General features: G+C 62.7%; 15 protein-coding genes. 8 read left to right on the top strand and 7 right to left on the bottom strand.

The window, feature by feature from the left end:
• Positions 1-20: 20 nt before the first annotated feature.
• Together hemA and CXR43_RS07300 are read right to left on the bottom strand one after the other, a co-directional pair.
• The gene (hemA, locus tag CXR43_RS07305; RefSeq protein ID WP_103333365.1) at positions 21-1,250 is read right to left on the bottom strand and encodes a 5-aminolevulinate synthase; all 1,230 of its coding nucleotides are present in this window, start codon (positions 1,248-1,250) and stop codon (positions 21-23) included.
• Between the two features lie 172 nt (positions 1,251-1,422).
• Positions 1,423-1,839 (bottom strand): hypothetical protein, encoded by a 417-nt coding sequence (locus CXR43_RS07300; protein ID WP_146036492.1) that lies wholly within the window; start codon positions 1,837-1,839, stop codon positions 1,423-1,425.
• Between the two features lie 146 nt (positions 1,840-1,985).
• Between CXR43_RS07300 and CXR43_RS07295 the strand changes: the two genes are divergently transcribed.
• Together CXR43_RS07295 and CXR43_RS07290 are read left to right on the top strand one after the other, a co-directional pair.
• A complete protein-coding gene (locus CXR43_RS07295) occupies positions 1,986-3,356 on the top strand; it encodes a M20/M25/M40 family metallo-hydrolase (RefSeq protein WP_103333363.1) in 1,371 nt (456 codons plus the stop codon).
• Between the two features lie 62 nt (positions 3,357-3,418).
• Complete coding sequence (locus CXR43_RS07290; protein ID WP_103334089.1) at positions 3,419-3,874, top strand: GNAT family N-acetyltransferase; 456 nt, start codon at positions 3,419-3,421, stop codon at positions 3,872-3,874.
• On the opposite strand, the gene CXR43_RS07285 is transcribed toward CXR43_RS07290, so the two are convergent.
• Positions 3,869-4,192: a hypothetical protein gene (locus CXR43_RS07285; protein WP_103333362.1), complete on the bottom strand. Its 324-nt coding sequence runs from the start codon at positions 4,190-4,192 to the stop codon at positions 3,869-3,871. The two genes, CXR43_RS07290 and CXR43_RS07285, sit on opposite strands and share 6 nt — an antisense overlap.
• Before the next feature lie 89 nt (positions 4,193-4,281).
• On the opposite strand from CXR43_RS07285, the gene purB reads away from it, so the two are divergent.
• The 5 genes from purB to CXR43_RS07265 all read left to right on the top strand — a co-directional run bounded on the left by purB (position 4,282) and on the right by CXR43_RS07265 (position 8,919).
• Positions 4,282-5,586 (top strand): adenylosuccinate lyase, encoded by a 1,305-nt coding sequence (purB, locus tag CXR43_RS07280; RefSeq protein WP_103333361.1) that lies wholly within the window; start codon positions 4,282-4,284, stop codon positions 5,584-5,586.
• Between the two features lie 129 nt (positions 5,587-5,715).
• A complete protein-coding gene (locus tag CXR43_RS17850; protein ID WP_168219774.1) occupies positions 5,716-5,877 on the top strand; it encodes a hypothetical protein in 162 nt (53 codons plus the stop codon).
• Positions 5,878-5,961: 84 nt separating this feature from the next.
• Complete coding sequence (locus tag CXR43_RS07275; protein WP_103333360.1) at positions 5,962-7,044, top strand: flagellar motor switch protein FliG; 1,083 nt, start codon at positions 5,962-5,964, stop codon at positions 7,042-7,044.
• A gap of 84 nt (positions 7,045-7,128) precedes the next feature.
• Positions 7,129-8,028 carry a DMT family transporter gene (locus CXR43_RS07270; RefSeq protein ID WP_103333359.1) on the top strand — a complete coding sequence of 300 codons (900 nt, stop codon included), beginning with the start codon at positions 7,129-7,131 and terminating at the stop codon, positions 8,026-8,028.
• A 9-nt stretch (positions 8,029-8,037) separates the two neighbouring features.
• A complete protein-coding gene (locus tag CXR43_RS07265) occupies positions 8,038-8,919 on the top strand; it encodes a lysophospholipid acyltransferase family protein (RefSeq protein ID WP_103333358.1) in 882 nt (293 codons plus the stop codon).
• Positions 8,920-8,922: 3 nt separating this feature from the next.
• On the opposite strand, the gene CXR43_RS07260 is transcribed toward CXR43_RS07265, so the two are convergent.
• The gene (locus tag CXR43_RS07260; protein WP_435530795.1) at positions 8,923-9,627 is read right to left on the bottom strand and encodes a DUF1223 domain-containing protein; all 705 of its coding nucleotides are present in this window, start codon (positions 9,625-9,627) and stop codon (positions 8,923-8,925) included.
• A gap of 241 nt (positions 9,628-9,868) precedes the next feature.
• On the opposite strand from CXR43_RS07260, the gene acnA reads away from it, so the two are divergent.
• Complete coding sequence (acnA, locus tag CXR43_RS07255; protein WP_103333357.1) at positions 9,869-12,643, top strand: aconitate hydratase AcnA; 2,775 nt, start codon at positions 9,869-9,871, stop codon at positions 12,641-12,643.
• 332 nt (positions 12,644-12,975) lie between these two features.
• Here acnA and CXR43_RS07250 read toward each other — a convergent pair whose 3' ends face one another.
• Genes CXR43_RS07250 through CXR43_RS07240 form a run of 3 tightly spaced genes read right to left on the bottom strand, consistent with a single transcriptional unit; the run spans position 12,976 to position 14,409 of the window.
• Positions 12,976-13,521: a DsbE family thiol:disulfide interchange protein gene (locus tag CXR43_RS07250; RefSeq protein WP_103333356.1), complete on the bottom strand. Its 546-nt coding sequence runs from the start codon at positions 13,519-13,521 to the stop codon at positions 12,976-12,978.
• Positions 13,514-13,681 carry a heme exporter protein CcmD gene (gene ccmD / locus CXR43_RS07245; RefSeq protein WP_103333355.1) on the bottom strand — a complete coding sequence of 56 codons (168 nt, stop codon included), beginning with the start codon at positions 13,679-13,681 and terminating at the stop codon, positions 13,514-13,516. The genes CXR43_RS07250 and ccmD overlap by 8 nt, the downstream gene beginning before the upstream one ends.
• Entirely contained in the window at positions 13,678-14,409 is a 732-nt protein-coding gene (locus CXR43_RS07240; RefSeq protein WP_103333354.1) for a heme ABC transporter permease, read from the bottom strand. Before CXR43_RS07240 ends, ccmD begins: the two co-directional genes overlap by 4 nt.
• Positions 14,410-14,436: the final 27 nt, after the last annotated feature.

Raw genomic sequence — 14,436 nt, 5'->3', positions numbered from 1 at the left:
TTGCACCTGCGAGAACGGCCCTAGGCTGACACCTCGGCGCGATTTAGCGCACACTGACGCCAAAGATGATCCATAGCCATTACCAAACGATTAATTTCCACAGAGTCATGCACAGGTGACGGCGTGAAACGCAGCCGCTCGGTGCCGCGCGGCACGGTGGGGTAATTGATCGGCTGCACATAGACCCCGAACTGATCCAGCAACATGTCGGACAGCATCTTGCAATGGGTAGGGTCGCCGACGTGCACGGGCACAATATGCGACCCGTGGTCGATGATCGGCAGACCCAGACCCTTCAGACGCAGCTTGAGCGTCTTGGCATAACTTTGTTGCAAATCGCGCAGGTTTTGACCCTCCGCCGTTTTGAGAAAACGCACGCTTGCCGCCGCCCCGGCTGCCACGGCAGGGGGCAAGGAGGTGGTGAAGATGAACCCCGGCGCATAGGACCGCACCGCATCAACCATCTTCGCACTTGCAGCAATATAGCCGCCGAACACGCCATAAGCCTTGGCCAGCGTGGCGTTGATGATGTCGACGCGGTGCATCTGATGGTCCCGCTCGGCCACCCCTGCCCCGCGTGGGCCGTACATGCCCACGGCATGCACCTCATCCAGATAGGTCAGCGCGCCGAATTCTTCCGCCAGATCGCAGATTGCCGCAATCGGGCCGAAGTCACCGTCCATCGAATAGATCGATTCGAAGGCAATCAGCTTGGGCGCGGCCGGATCATCAGCCTCCAGCAAGGCGCGCAGATGCGCCACGTCATTGTGGCGAAAAATCCGCTTCTCACCACCGCCGCGCCGCACGCCCTCGATCATCGAGGCATGGTTGAGCGCGTCGGAATAGATGATCAGACCGGGAAAGATCTGGCGCAGCACCGACAGCGTGGCATCATTGGCGATATAGGCGCTGGTGAACACCAATGCCGCCTCTTTGCGGTGCAGATCGGCCAGCTCTGCCTCCAGCCGCTTGTGATAGACCGTGGTGCCCGAGATGTTGCGCGTGCCGCCCGAGCCAGCACCGGTGGCATCCAGCGCCTCATGCATCGCGCCCAGAACCACCGGGTGCTGGCCCATGCCCAGATAATCATTGCCGCACCAGACGGTGATCTCTTTCTGGCTGCCATCGGGCCGGGTCCAGAGCGCATGCGGAAACTGGCCATTCTGCCGCTCGATGTCGATGAAGGTGCGGTAGCGGCCTTCATCATGCAGGCGTTGCAGGGCAATATCGAGATCGGCATCATAGCGCATGGGTCTTCTCCGTATCCCCCCTGCCTGTCGGGTGCAGAGGGTGTTGCGTACAGGTCCGCCTGATTATCAGGCAGCAGGCTGCGGCGTGCCTTGATGTGCATCAATCCGGGGGCAAAGGGAAACAGGGCAATTTGACGCCCCCGCCGCACCGGCCCGCACGATCAAGCCCCGGTCATTGCGCCGGGGAGACTTCCAGCACCACCACACAAGGCTCTTGCCCGACGCGGGCCTGATCACACGCGGCCAGTGCAGCCGCACGCGCCGCCGCCGCATCCGGCAGGTCGCCCAGGGCCACGGCAGACGGCACCGGTGCCCCGTTGCGCACGAACCCATCCTGGGGCGAAACGGCAAGGGCCGCATGCCCCGCGCGGCTGGTCACAAACAACGCGAGCGCCTGCTCATTCGTCGCCACCAGCCGCAGCGTGGCCAATTCTTCCGCCGTCAGGAACGGGTGCAGATGCAGGTTCACCGCCGACCCGGCATTCACCCCGGCCTCAACCGGAACCGGTACCTGAGCCTGTGCCATCATGCCGGCGACCACCAATCCGCCCGCCAGAATGCCTGCTTTTGTCATGGCTGTGCTGCCCATAAATCCTCCTGTACCGGACCGTTTCCGCCCGGCTGTGTCAACGCCCCCGGCTGCGACTTAGCGCAAAGCCAGCCCTCTGGACAGTGCCTTGCTTCCTGTTAACGTCGGTTTCAACTTCACATTAAGTAGAGAAATGGAAAGAAATCATGTCTCTGGACACAGTCCTTGCCCGCATCGACGCCGATCTGGACCAATCGCTGGACCGTCTGCTCGATCTGTTGCGCATCCCCTCGATCTCGACCGATCCGGCCTATAAGGCCGATTGCACCCGCGCCGCCGACTGGCTGGTGGAGGAGCTGACATCGCTTGGCTTTGACGCGTCCAGCCGCCCGACGCCGGGGCATCCGATGGTGGTGGCCCATGGCGGCACGGGTGACAAACACCTGCTGTTCTACGGCCATTATGACGTGCAGCCGGTTGATCCGCTGCATCTGTGGGACCGCGACCCGTTTGATCCGCAGGTGCAGGACACGCCCAAGGGAAAGGTGATCCGCGCGCGCGGCGCATCCGATGACAAGGGCCAGTTGATGACCTTCATCGAAGCCTGCCGCGCATGGAAAGCAGTGCATGGCACCCTGCCCGGCAAGCTCACGATCTTTCTGGAGGGAGAAGAGGAGTCGGGCTCGCCCAGCCTGATTCCCTTCATGCAGGACAACGCCGCCGAACTGAAAGCCGACATTGCCCTGATCTGCGACACCGGCATGTTCGAGGATACCACCCCCGCCATCGTCACCATGCTGCGCGGGCTGCTGGGCGAAGAGATCACCATCCACGGCCCCGACAAGGATCTGCACTCGGGCATGTATGGCGGGGCCGCGATCAACCCGATCCGCGTGCTGTCGCGCATCCTTGGCAATCTGCACGATGATGAGGGCCGCATCACCATCCCGCATTTCTACGACGGCGTGCAGGACCTGCCCGATGCCATCCGCGCGCAATGGCAGGCGCTGTCCTTTGACCACGCGAAATTCCTGGGCGATGTCGGCCTGTCGCAGCCTGCGGGCGAGCAAGACCGCACGCCGCTGGAAATGCTGTGGTCGCGCCCCACGGCGGAAGTGAACGGCATCTGGGGCGGCTATACCGGCGACGGGTTCAAGACGGTGCTGCCGGCCCAGGCCCATGCAAAAGTCTCGTTCCGTCTGGTGGCAGGGCAAGACCCCGACGCGCTGCGCGACAATTTCCGCGCCTGGGTCGAGGCACAACTGCCCCCCGATTGCCGCGCCGAATTCCACGGCCACGGCAACAGCCCCGCCGGCGTGATGTCGGTCGAGGCCCCGGCCTTCGATGCCGCGCGTCAAGCGCTGTCAGACGAATGGGGCAAGCCTGCCGCCTTTGTCGGCTGTGGCGGGTCGATCCCGATTGCCGGGTATTTCAAGACCTATCTGGACATGGACGCCATGCTGATCGGCTTTGGCCGCGATGACGATCTGATCCACAGCCCGAACGAGAAATATGACCTGGAGTCGTTTCACAAAGGCATCCGGTCCTGGGCGCGGGTGCTGGACCGGCTGGCGTAGCTTTGGCAGACAGGCCGGGGGCTCTGCCCCCGGACCCCCGGGATATTTAGGAACAGATAATGATGAAGGACGGTTCAGGCCTGTCTATCCGCAGCGCCTCTGCAGAGGATGAGACGGCGTGGCGCGGGCTGTGGCAGGATTATCTGACATTTTATGACGTGATGCTGCCCGACGAGATCACAGCCGCAACTTGGGCGCGCTGTCTGGACCCGGGCCACCGCATGCACTGTCGACTTGCGTTTGACGGGGTCGATTTGCGCGGTTTTGCCATTCACCATGCCCATTCCTCGACATGGGTCTTGGCGGATGATGTCTATCTGGAAGACCTGTTCGTGACCGGGGATGCGCGGGGCAAGGGCGTGGGTCGGGCGCTGATCGAAGATCTGATTGCCCTTGGCCGTGCGCAGGGCTGGCACCGGCTGTATTGGCACACCCACCGCGACAATGCGGTGGCGCGGCGGCTTTACGACAGGTTCTGCCAGGAAGATGGCCACATCCGCTATCGCCTGGGGCTATAGATCGCCATAGCTGCCGGCGCGGGTAAAGCCGGTGTCTTCGCGAAAGCGCAGTCCCGGCCCGTCACTGTCCACCTGCGCGCAGATCGGGCGGTTGCCTGACCAGATCTCGCAATAGAGGTCACCGTCCACCCGCCATTCGCCCCAACCGCCCGCCCGCACCGTGCGGCCGTCGTCGAGGAAATACTGCGCCACCCCATCCGGGAACACCACCACTCGCGAGGTCAGCGCATCGGCGATCTGATCTCCGGTCAGCTGTTGCCAGCCATCGGCCAGACCTTCCCCCGGCCAAAGCGCGAGGATCATTGCCAGGTGCCGCATCCTTCCTCCTTTACCGCCCCTTTGCCTTGCGTCATGCACGCGGCCAGTCTAAGGGGGCCGCGCACCCCCTTTCCAATGATAGGTTCGTGATGATCCCGCGTTATTCCCGCCCCGAGATGGTTGCCCTGTGGTCTCCAGCCACGAAATTCCGCATCTGGTTCGAGATCGAGGCCCATGCCTGCGACGCCATGGCCGCGCTGGGGGTGATCCCCAAGGCCAATGCCGAAGCGGTCTGGAAGGCCCGCGATGTGGAATTCGACGTGGCCCGGATCGACGAGATCGAGGCGGTGACAAAGCATGACGTGATCGCTTTCCTGACCCATCTGGCCGAGCATATCGGCGCGGATGACGCGCGGTTCGTGCATCAGGGCATGACCAGTTCCGACGTGCTGGACACCACGCTGAATTTGCAGCTGGTGCGCGCCGCCGACCTGTTGCTGGTGGGTGTCGACCGGGTGCTGGCCGCGCTGAAGACCCGGGCTTATGAGCACAAGGACACCGTCCGCATCGGACGCAGCCATGGTATCCATGCCGAACCCACCACCATGGGTCTGACCTTTGCGCGGTTTTATGCCGAAATGGCGCGGGCGCGGGCGCGGCTGGTCAATGCGCGCGCCGAAGTGGCAACCGGTGCGATTTCCGGTGCGGTCGGCACATTCGCCAATATCGATCCGCGCGTGGAAGAGCATGTCTGCGCCCAGCTGGGCCTGACGCCCGAGACGATTTCCACACAAGTGATTCCGCGCGACCGCCATGCCATGTTCTTTGCCACCCTTGGCGTGATCGCCAGCAGCATCGAGAACATCGCCACCGAATTCCGCCACATGCAGCGCACCGAGGTGCTGGAGGCCGAAGAGTTCTTCAGCCCCGGCCAGAAGGGCAGCTCTGCGATGCCGCACAAGCGCAACCCGGTGCTGACCGAGAATCTGACCGGTCTTGCGCGTCTGGTGCGCATGGCGGTGGTGCCGGCGATGGAGAATGTGGCGCTGTGGCACGAGCGTGACATCAGCCATTCAAGCGTGGAGCGCGCCATCGGCCCGGATGCCACCATCACGCTGGATTTCGCCCTGCACCGTCTGGCAAATGTTGTTGAAAAACTCGTGGTTTATCCCGAAAACATGATGCGAAACATGAACAAGTTCCGCGGCTTGGTGATGAGCCAGCGGGTGCTGCTGGCGCTGACGCAAGCCGGCGTGTCGCGTGAAGACAGCTACCGCCTGGTGCAAAGAAACGCCATGAAGGTCTGGGAGCAAGGTGCTGATTTCAAGACGGAATTGCTGGCCGATCCCGAGGTCTTGGCGGCCCTGTCGCCAGAGCAGATCGAGGAAAAGTTCGACCTTGGCTATCACACCAAACATGTCGACACGATCTTCGCCCGGGTCTTTGGTGCCTAAGATCAGGATTTAGGCGTATAACGAAAGCGTGACCGGCGGGGCGATACGCCCCGCCAAAATCCGGCCTTGATGCGGCGGGATTCGTGCTACCCTTGGCTTTCATTCAATTCACCATGGGAAGGACGACTGATGAAGACAAAACTCACCGCCGCCGTCATCGCGCTCATGCTGCTGCCATCGGTGTCGATGGCCTATTGTTCCGGGGCAAAAGAGGTCACCGCCTCATCGTGCAAGGAGGGCATGTCCTGGGATCAGACCAAGGGCGAATGCGCCCTGACCCCCACCACCTGAGCCGACGGGCCGGTCCGGCTGTAACGCAGCATTAATCCCGGCGTGACACTGTCATTTGGCAGGATCACCAGAACGGGACTCATCATGCCGGACGACTATGGCAATGCTCTGGCGCGCATCACCCCGGTGCAGCGCGCCGTTTCTTTTGGCGGTGCCTCGGGCGAGCGCCGCCCGCCCACCGCGCGCGAGAAGGCGGCAATCATCGTGCGCCTGATGCTGGCAGAGGGCGGGTCTTTGCCCGTGACCGCGCTGCCAGACCACATGCAGGCGGCGCTGACCGAACAGATCGGCCAGATGCGTCTGGTGGATCGCAACACCCTGTCTCAGGTGGTTGAGGAATTCCTGTCAGAACTCGAGGAGGTCGGCCTGTCTTTCCCCGGTGGGATCGATGGCGCGTTGACCATGATGGATGGCCATATCAGTGCCACGGCCGCCAGCCGTTTGCGCCGTCTTGCCGGGGCGTTGGGCAAGGGCGATCCGTGGGAGCGGTTGACCACCCTGCCGGTGGACCGGCTGCTGCCGGTGCTGGAAGCCGAAAGTGTGGAAGTGGCGGCGGTCATGCTGTCCAAGCTGCCCGTGCCAAAGGCGGCCGAACTGCTGGGCCGCCTGCCCGGGGACCGGGCGCGCCGGGTCGCCTATGCGGTCTCGATGACCGGCAAGGTCGGGCCGGAAACGGTCCGCCGCATCGGCCAGTCGCTTGCCATGCAACTGGATGCGCAGCCCGCCAGCGCCTTTGATGCCGGTCCGGTGGAGCGGGTGGGGGCGATCCTCAACATCTCCACCTCGGCCACGCGCGATGACGTGCTGAATGGTCTGGATGCCGAGGATGCCGCCTTTGCCGAACAGGTGCGCAAGGCAATCTTCACCTTCGCCCATATCCCGGCCCGCATCATGCCGCGCGACATCCCCAAGGTGGTGCGGATGGTGGACATGCCGGTGCTGGTGACCGCGCTTACCGCGGCACAGGCCAATGCCCAGCAGGCCCCGGCGGTAGAGTTCATTCTGGCCAACATGTCGCAACGCATGGCGCAATCCATCCGTGAGGAAATGCAGACCCGGGGCAAGGTCAAGGACAAGGACGCCGAAGAGGCGATGACCAGCATCGTCACCACGATCCGCCAGTTGGAAGGGGCCGGGGAAATTGTCATGAACCGGGATGAGGAGTGATCTGCCGCACACACCACAGGGCCAGGGCCACGGCCTTGTGAACCCCGAGAAGGCAAGATAGCGTCCGCCGCAAAAGGACGCGCCATGACCCTGCCCCCGATAGCCCTTCCCACGATCAAAGACACCAAAAGCGGCATCCTGTTGATGGTGCTGGCAATCTTCTGTTTTGCCGCGATGGATGCCGTGGCCAAGGGCCTGATCGCACGCTATCCGGTGCCGCAGGTGATCTGGGCGCGCTTTGCCGGGCAGGTGGTTATCATTTCGGTGCTGCTGGGGCCGCGTCTGGCAGCCATGCTGCGCACCCGCTGGCCGATGCTGCACCTGATCCGCGGGGCCTGCCAGCTGGGTGCGATCGGCTGCTTCTTTTCGGCCCTGCCGCATATCGGCCTGGCCGAGGCGACAGCGCTGGGAGACCTCAACCCGGTGCTGATCACGCTGGGGGCCGCGCTGTTCCTGGGCGAGCGGCTTGGCCCGCGCCGTATCGCAGGCGTGGTAGCGGCGCTGATCGGTGCGCTGATCATCATCCGGCCCGGCCTTTCGGTCTTTACCCCCGCCGCCCTGCTGCCCCTGGCGGCTGCGGTGTTCTATGCCATAAGCGCGCTGCTGACCCGCCACCTTGGCCCGCAGGAAACCGCCTGGACCCCGCTGATCCTTGGGGCGCTGTTCGGCATGGCCGCCACCAGTGTCACCCTGCCCTTTGTCTGGGTGCCGGTGCCGATGGCAGATTGGCCGCTGTTCGCGCTGATCGGTGCGCTTGGCACCGTGGCCAACCTGTTCCTGATCCGGTCCTTCACGCTGGCACAGGCCGGATCGGTCGCGCCCTTTGCTTATGCGGGGCTGATCTTTGCCACCGGCTGGGGCTATGTTCTGTACGGCGAGGTGCCCGATCTGCCCACGATCATCGGTGCGCTTGTGATCGTGGCGGCAGGTCTTTATGTCTGGCACCGCGAAACCCGGGTGCACGGTGCATCCAAGACCCAGTAAACGGACCGGATGACCGAAACCGACACGCATAGATCAGGCACCTGGCGGCAATGGCTGACCGACCGCAGCATCCGCGCGGTGCTGTGGCTGCTGCTGGCCCTGCCCTACCGCTGGCGCGTGCCGCTGTGCGGCTGGATCATGGCGCGCATCATCGCGCCCATGGCCGGCTGGCCGCAGCGCATTCGCGACAACCTGTCCCACACCCTGCCCGACCTGCCCGAAGACCAGATCGCCCGCATGGTGGCCCGCGTGCCCGAAAACATCGGGCGTACGGTTATCGAGATCTATTCGGGTGCGGAATTCATCGCCCGCACCACCGAACTGCCGCTGACCGGTGAAGGCGTTGCGGCGCTGGAGGCGGCCCATGCCGCCCGGCAGCCCGTCATCCTGGCCACCGGTCATTTCGGCAATTATGATGCGGTGCGTGCGGCGCTGATCGCGCGCGGCTACAGTCTGGGCGCCCTATATCGCCCGATGTCGAACCCCTGGTTCAACGACCACTACGTGCAGGCCATCGGCACCATCGGTCAGCCGATCTTCGAGCGCGGGCGGGCGGGCATGGGGCAGATGCTGAAACATCTGCGCGCGGGCGGCATGCTGGGCATCCTGCCCGATCAGCGCATGCACAATGGTGTCAAGCTGACCTTCTTCGGCCAAGAGGCGCTGACCGCGCTGTCTGCGGCCGACATGGCGCTGAAATACGATTGCCTGCTGATCCCGACCTATGCCATCCGCCAGCCGGACGGCTTGTCGTTTCAGATCATCGTTGATCCGCCGATCCCGCACAGCACGCCGGAAATCATGACCCAAGCGCTCAATGACAATCTAGAGCGGCTGATCCGGCAATACCCCGAGCAATGGTTCTGGATTCACCGGCGCTGGAAGCCTTAGGCTCTACTTGACCTGCGCCGTCGCCAGCACATCGGCCGGGCCTTCCGACTGCACCACCACAACTACTGGATCGGGGCCAGCCACCGCGGCCGTCATCTCGAACGGGGCAAGGCCGGGCCAGTCGGCAACCGACTGCCAGTCGGTGACGATATTGGTATAGGTCACCTCGCGCCCCTCATTCTCGCCGCGGCCGATGGCGACCGTGGCCTCTGGCAGATAGCGGATAACCTGAATCCGCGCGGGTTTGGTCAGCGGCGGGTCCGCCTCGGCCCGGATCATGATCTGGTCGCCGGTCCGCGTTACCGTCAGCCGCACGGGGCTGACCTGCGCCTGATGCCGGCGGATCGCCGCTGCCACCTGCACCGGGTCATTGCCCTCCACCCGATCCAGCCCGCCGACAATCATCTGCGGCGTATAGATCATCCGGCTGCCGACCGCCTTGGCATAGGCTTTCTGCCGCTGGGTAAAGGCGGGGCTGGCAAAGGTATCGCGCCAGCCGATGTAATCCCAGTAATCCACATGCAGCGACAAAGCGATGACATCTGGGCTCTTGACCAGTTCCACCATGAATTCATCGGCGGGCGGACAAGAGGAACAGCCCTGTGACGTGTAAAGTTCTACCAGAACCGGCGACGTCTGCGCCTGTGCCGCACCGGCAATGCCGATCCAAAGCCCGAAAGTCGCGCTGACCATTAACCGCATCGTCACGTCTGTCATCCCCAAATTTGCCCTTTCGTTCTACAGACAGGACCTGTGCGCTGCCAATCAAGGTTTTGCGAGGGCAAGACCATTTCCCATCACGGGTCTGTCGTGCCAAGATGCAGTCAAGTTGACTGAAACGAGGACTGGATTATTGGCATACAATTGTATACAACGCCAACGATTCCCCGGCCCATGCGGCTGGACACGACCTTAAGCCATTCCCAATCCAATAGCCAAGAGGCCCAAAATGACCGTCACCGTCGGACATGACAGCCAGAACACCCGCAAAACCCTGATAGCCGGCGGCCAGACCGTCAGCTATTATTCGATCCCCGCAGCTGAGGCCGCCGGTTTGGGCGAGTTCTCGCGCCTTCCCGCCGCGCTCAAGGTGGTGCTGGAAAACATGCTGCGGTTCGAGGATGGCAAGACCGTCTCGGTCGATGACATCAAGGCGTTTTCCGACTGGGGCAAGATGGGCGGCCAGAACCCGCGCGAGATTGCCTATCGCCCGGCCCGCGTGCTGATGCAGGATTTCACCGGCGTTCCGGCCGTGGTTGACCTTGCGGCGATGCGAGACGGTATCCTCGGCCTTGGCGGCGACGCGCAAAAGATCAACCCGCTGAACCCGGTGGATCTGGTCATCGACCATTCGGTGATGATCGACGAATTCGGCACCCCGCGCGCGTTTCAGGCCAATGTGGACCGTGAGTATGAGCGGAACATGGAGCGCTATGTTTTCCTGAAATGGGGACAGAATGCGTTCAACAACTTCCGCGTGGTGCCGCCCGGCACCGGCATCTGCCATCAGGTGAACCTGGAATATCTGGCCCAGACTGTCTGGACCGATACAGATCAGCACGGCAACATGGTCGCCTACCCCGATACGCTTGTGGGCACCGACAGCCATACAACCATGGTCAACGGCCTTGCCGTTCTGGGCTGGGGTGTGGGTGGCATCGAGGCCGAGGCCGCGATGCTGGGCCAGCCGGTGTCCATGCTGATCCCTGAAGTGGTGGGCTTCAAGCTGACCGGCCAGATGATGGAAGGCACCACCGCCACCGATCTGGTGTTGAAGGTTGTGCAGATGCTGCGCAAGCACGGCGTCGTCGGCAAGTTTGTGGAATTCTACGGCGAGGGTCTGGACCGTCTGCCGCTGGCCGACCGTGCCACCATCGCCAACATGGCCCCGGAATATGGCGCAACCTGCGGTTTCTTCCCGATCGACGATGAAACCCTGCGCTACCTGCGCCAGACCGGGCGTGAGGAATCACGCATCGCTCTGGTCGAGGCCTATGCGAAGGAAAACGGCATGTGGCGCGGCGCGGATTACGCGCCGATCTACACCAGCACGCTGGAACTGGACATGGGCACCATTGTGCCCGCGATTTCCGGCCCGAAACGCCCGCAGGATTACCTGCCGCTGACCGGCGCTGCCGCAGCCTTTGGCGAATACATTCGCGGCATGCGGAAAGCACCCGCCGTGCCCAAGCTGGAAAAGGCCGAAATGACTGCCGAAGGCGGGTCGCCATCCCCGGCTCCGGAAGACATTCCCGGCGATCACCTTGGCATGTCGACCGCCAAGGTCGACGGTCAGGATTATAGCTTGCGCGATGGCTCGGTCGTCATCGCCTCGATCACGTCTTGCACCAACACCTCCAACCCTTACGTCCTGATCGGGGCTGGTCTGGTGGCGCGCAAGGCCCGCGCTCTGGGGCTGAACCGCAAGCCTTGGGTGAAAACCTCGCTTGCTCCCGGAAGCCAGGTTGTTTCGGAATATCTGAATGCCGCCGGATTGCAGGAAGACCTGGATGCCGTCGGCTTCAACCTTGTTGGTTATGGCTGCACCACCTGTATCGGCAACTCCGGCCCGCTGGCCCCCGAGATTTCCAAGGCGATCAACGAGGGGGATCTGGTCGCCACCTCGGTGCTGTCGGGCAACCGCAACTTTGAAGGCCGGATTTCGCCTGACGTGCGCGCCAATTATCTGGCCTCGCCGCCGCTGGTGGTGGCCTATGCTCTGGCCGGTGACATGAACATCGACCTGACCACCGAACCGCTGGGCACGTCCAAGGACGGCAAGCCGGTGTATCTGAAGGATATCTGGCCCACCAACAAGGAAATCGCCGATATCGTGCATGCGGTGGTCACGCGTGAGGCCTTCCAGAAGAAATACGCCGATGTCTTCAAGGGCGATGAAAAATGGCAGGCGGTCAAGATCACCGAATCCGAAACCTATGACTGGCCGACCTCGTCTACCTACATCCAGAACCCGCCCTATTTCAAAGGCATGTCCAAAACGCCGGGCGTGATTTCCAACATCGACGGCGCGCGGGTGCTGGCCCTTCTGGGTGACATGATCACCACCGACCACATCTCGCCCGCCGGTTCGTTCAAAGGATCAACTCCGGCCGGCAAGTATTTGGCAGACCGTCAGGTTCCGGCATCCGAGTTCAATTCCTATGGCTCGCGCAGGGGCAACCACGAGGTGATGATGCGCGGCACTTTCGCCAACATCCGCATCAAGAACGAGATGCTCGACAATGTCGAAGGCGGCTATACCAAGGGCCCCGATGGGGTGCAGACCAGCATCTATGATGCCTCGATGGCCTACCAGGAGGCCGGCACCCCGCTGGTGATCTTTGGCGGCATCGAATACGGTGCCGGCTCCAGCCGCGACTGGGCGGCCAAGGGCACCGCACTCTTGGGCGTGAAGGCGGTCATCGCGGAATCGTTCGAACGCATCCACCGGTCCAACCTTGTCGGCATGGGGGTGATTCCGTTTGAATTCACCGAAGGGATGAACCGCAAATCGCTGAACCTGACAGGGGATGAGATCGTCAGCATCCATGGCCTGGACGGCGATCTGAAACCGCTGTCGCTGGTGCCCTGTATGATCCGCTATGCCGATGGCAGCGAAAAGACCATCCAGCTCAAGTGCCGGATCGATACCGAGATCGAGATTGAATATGTCGAACACGGTGGCGTGCTGCATTATGTGCTGCGCGACCTGGCAAAGGCCTGACCGACGCGGCCTTTGGGTCCGTTACCGACCCAAGGGCCGATCACGCGCCATATTGAAAGGCCCGAACCGCAAGGTTCGGGCTTTTTTGTCGCAATACAGCAAAAACGACAGTCCGGATCGTTCCGTTAACTTCTTGTTTAGACTTTTCCAGCACGGTCAGAGTGTTTTGTAACCAGTGCCAAGAGTGTTGTTCATGCCCCCAAGCTCCCCCCCGGAGGGGCCTCAACATGCGCAAAAGACCCGGAAGTCGCACAGCGCGCGTTGCCTGCCGTGGGGAGAACTGGTGGTTTTTGTCCTGATGGGGCTCATGCTATTGGAGTAAGCGGCAGGGCTCACCCTGCCGCTTGCGCCGCCAGGGCTTCGGCCAATGCGGGCACAAAGCGGTTTTCGTAATCTGTCCCGATCAGCGGCCCGATAAAGCGCATCGCCACCGTGCCATCGCCGCGCAGAATGAAGGTTTCGGGCGGCGCGGTCACGCCCCATTCCACCCGGTTGCGCCCTTGCGGGTCGGTCGCCACCCCAAAGAACGGATTGCCCTCTTCGGCCAGATAGGCAATGGCCTTGGCATCATCATCCATGATGTTGATGCCTGCCACCCGCACCCCATCCGCCGCCATCTGCATCAGCACCGGGTGTTCCGCCCGACACGGCGGGCACCAGGTGGCAAAGAAATTCACCACCGTAACCTGGCCTGTGCGGAAATCGGCATCGGTCAGCTGCGCCACACCGGCAAGCCCGGTCGTGGGCACCACCGGGGCGGCGCGGTCCTGAAACGCGGTTGGCATGTCATTGGGGTTTCGCTCCACCAATCCGACATACAGCGCTCCGGCCAGCCCGGCGAAGATCAGCGGTGGCAAGATCATCAACCATTTAGCCATCTGTCTTCGCCTTTCCCTGCCGCGCCTCAACCTCTGCAAGCTGCCGCTTGACCCGCCGCCCCTGCCACAGGGTCAGCGCAATCACCGCCGCCACCAGGGCAAGCGTCGCCCCATAAGACGAGAGTACCGCCACCGCATAGCGGCCCAGATCGGGGATCATGCCAAACGCTCCCGTGCCAGCAGCGCCGACAACCGCCGCGCGCGGATTTCCGTGCGCGTCCGCATCAGGACCAGCGCCACGAACAGCAGCACAAATCCCACGATGCACACGACCAGCGGCACGTAATAGGCCACATCGATCGGGTCCTTCTCGCCCACTTTCAGAATCGTCGAATCCTGATGCAGGCCCTGATTCCAGAACTTCACCGCATAGCGCGACAACACCGCAAAGACCGAGCCGACCATGCACAGCACTGCCGTCAGATCGGCGGCGGTATCGGGGTCCTCCACGGCCTGCCACAGCGCGATATAGCCAAGGTAGAACAGCGCCAGAATCAGAAATGCGGTCAGGCGCGGGTCCCAGGCCCACCAGGTGCCCCACATCGGCTGGCCCCAGAATGCGCCGGTGAGCAGGGCTATCAGGGTAAAGGTAAGCCCGACCGGGGCCGCCGCCTTGGCGGCAAGCGCAGAGACATGATGGCGCCGGATCAGCCAGATCAGGCTGGCCACCAGCATCATCACCCAGGCATTGATCGCCATCATCGCGGTCGGCACATGCAGGAAGATGATCTTGACCGTCGATCCTTGCCGGAAATCATCCGGCGTGAAGAAAAAGCCCCAGACCAGACCGGTCACCAGACTGACGACGGTCAGCCCGACCACCAGCGGCAAAACCCGGCGGGACACCTGCATGAAGCGCTTTGGATTGGCATATTCCCAGACTGACATCAGGCTGCCCTACCCTCTCTTGCGAAC

The sequence above is a fragment of the Pseudotabrizicola formosa genome, from assembly GCF_002900965.1.
In the GTDB taxonomy this organism is placed as follows: domain Bacteria; phylum Pseudomonadota; class Alphaproteobacteria; order Rhodobacterales; family Rhodobacteraceae; genus Pseudotabrizicola; species Pseudotabrizicola formosa.
The sequence above is the reverse complement of the archived record's forward strand: the minus strand, read 5'-3'. Positions and strand labels throughout refer to the sequence as shown.

Coding starts and splice junctions, on each gene's coding strand:
- CXR43_RS07240 (WP_103333354.1), bottom strand. CDS start 14,409: ATGTCAGTCTGGGAATATGCCAATCCAAAGCGCTTCATGCAGGTGTCC.
- CXR43_RS07290 (WP_103334089.1), top strand. CDS start 3,419: ATGAAGGACGGTTCAGGCCTGTCTATCCGCAGCGCCTCTGCAGAGGAT.
- ccmD (WP_103333355.1), bottom strand. CDS start 13,681: ATGATCCCCGATCTGGGCCGCTATGCGGTGGCGGTACTCTCGTCTTAT.
- CXR43_RS07285 (WP_103333362.1), bottom strand. CDS start 4,192: ATGCGGCACCTGGCAATGATCCTCGCGCTTTGGCCGGGGGAAGGTCTG.
- acnA (WP_103333357.1), top strand. CDS start 9,869: ATGACCGTCACCGTCGGACATGACAGCCAGAACACCCGCAAAACCCTG.
- CXR43_RS07270 (WP_103333359.1), top strand. CDS start 7,129: ATGACCCTGCCCCCGATAGCCCTTCCCACGATCAAAGACACCAAAAGC.
- purB (WP_103333361.1), top strand. CDS start 4,282: ATGATCCCGCGTTATTCCCGCCCCGAGATGGTTGCCCTGTGGTCTCCA.
- CXR43_RS17850 (WP_168219774.1), top strand. CDS start 5,716: ATGAAGACAAAACTCACCGCCGCCGTCATCGCGCTCATGCTGCTGCCA.
- CXR43_RS07265 (WP_103333358.1), top strand. CDS start 8,038: ATGACCGAAACCGACACGCATAGATCAGGCACCTGGCGGCAATGGCTG.
- CXR43_RS07300 (WP_146036492.1), bottom strand. CDS start 1,839: ATGGGCAGCACAGCCATGACAAAAGCAGGCATTCTGGCGGGCGGATTG.
- CXR43_RS07250 (WP_103333356.1), bottom strand. CDS start 13,521: ATGGCTAAATGGTTGATGATCTTGCCACCGCTGATCTTCGCCGGGCTG.
- CXR43_RS07295 (WP_103333363.1), top strand. CDS start 1,986: ATGTCTCTGGACACAGTCCTTGCCCGCATCGACGCCGATCTGGACCAA.
- CXR43_RS07275 (WP_103333360.1), top strand. CDS start 5,962: ATGCCGGACGACTATGGCAATGCTCTGGCGCGCATCACCCCGGTGCAG.
- hemA (WP_103333365.1), bottom strand. CDS start 1,250: ATGCGCTATGATGCCGATCTCGATATTGCCCTGCAACGCCTGCATGAT.